Source organism: Paraburkholderia caffeinilytica, assembly GCF_046030355.1.
GTDB classification, from domain to species: domain Bacteria; phylum Pseudomonadota; class Gammaproteobacteria; order Burkholderiales; family Burkholderiaceae; genus Paraburkholderia; species Paraburkholderia caffeinilytica_B.
This window is the reverse complement of the sequence record NZ_JAQQCQ010000060.1, coordinates 1-1,214: the sequence shown is the minus strand read 5'-3', so window position 1 is coordinate 1,214 and position 1,214 is coordinate 1. Positions and strand designations below refer to the sequence as shown.

Annotated in this window: 1 protein-coding gene; it reads left to right on the top strand. The window is 62.3% G+C overall.

What is annotated here, in order from left to right; all coding sequences use genetic code 11:
- Window positions 1-29: 29 nt before the first annotated feature.
- On the top strand, window positions 30-1,214 hold a 1,185-nt coding region (locus tag PQQ95_RS36510; RefSeq protein WP_408447247.1), incomplete at its 3' end, for a urate hydroxylase PuuD.

Genomic DNA, 1,214 nt, shown 5'->3' with positions numbered 1-1,214 from the left:
GTACAACGAATCAGAAGTGGAGGAGTTTCATGGAAGGCTTTATCACAGACTGGCTGAACCTGGCCTTGCGCTGGTTTCACGTCATCGCCGCCATCGCCTGGATCGGCGAATCGTTCTATTTCGTCGCACTCGACAACAGCCTGAAACCGCCTACCGACCCGAACCAGCGCAAGCGCGGCGTGTTCGGCGAGTTGTGGCACGTGCACGGCGGCGGCTTCTACAACATGCAGAAGTACACCGTCGCGCCGCCGGAAATGCCGGACGACCTGCACTGGTCCAAGTGGCCCTCGTACACCACGTGGCTGTCGGGCGCGAGCCTCTTCACGGTGCTGTACCTGCTCTCGCCGTCCACGTACCTGATCGACAGGAACGTGCTCGACATGGGCCCGGTGGTCGCGGTTGCTTCGGCACTCGGCTTCCTCGCTGCAGGCTGGATCGTCTACGACTCGCTGTGCCGCCTCCTGGGTAATAAGGACAAGGTGCTCGGCGTCTGCGTCGGCATTTATGTGCTGATCGCAGCGTACCTCGCGTGCCATATCTTTGCGGGCCGTGCGGCTTACCTGATCATGGGCGCGATGCTGGCAACGATCATGTCGGCGAACGTGTTCTTCGTGATCATCCCGGGTCAGCGCAAGATGGTTGCCGCGATGCTCAAGGGCGAAACGCCGAACCCGATCTACGGCAAGCGCGGCAAGCAACGTTCGGTGCACAACACGTATTTCACGCTGCCGGTGGTGTTCGCGATGCTGTCGAACCACTACGCGATGACGTACACGAATCAGTACAACTGGGTCGTGCTCCTGATGATCATGCTGGCCGGCGCGCTGATTCGCCAGTTCTTCGTGATGCGTCACCGTGGCCAGGTGCTGTGGTATCTGCCGCTGGTCGGTATCGTGCTGATGTTCGCCGCCCTCTTCTGGACCATGCCGAAGCCGGTCGTGCCGCAAGCGCAGGCCGCGAACGCGCCGACGGTCAAGGTGGCCGACATCGCGCCGGTGCTGCAACAGCGCTGCGTGGCATGCCACTCCGCGCATCCGACGATGATGGGCAGCGCGCCGGCCGGCGTGCTGCTGGATACGCCGGACGATATCTCGCAGAACGCACAGCGGATCTACCAGCAGGCCGTGACCTTGAAGGCGATGCCGCTGGGCAACGTCACGCACATGACCGACGACGAGCGGATGAAGATTGCCGCGTGGTTCGAAGGTGGTGCG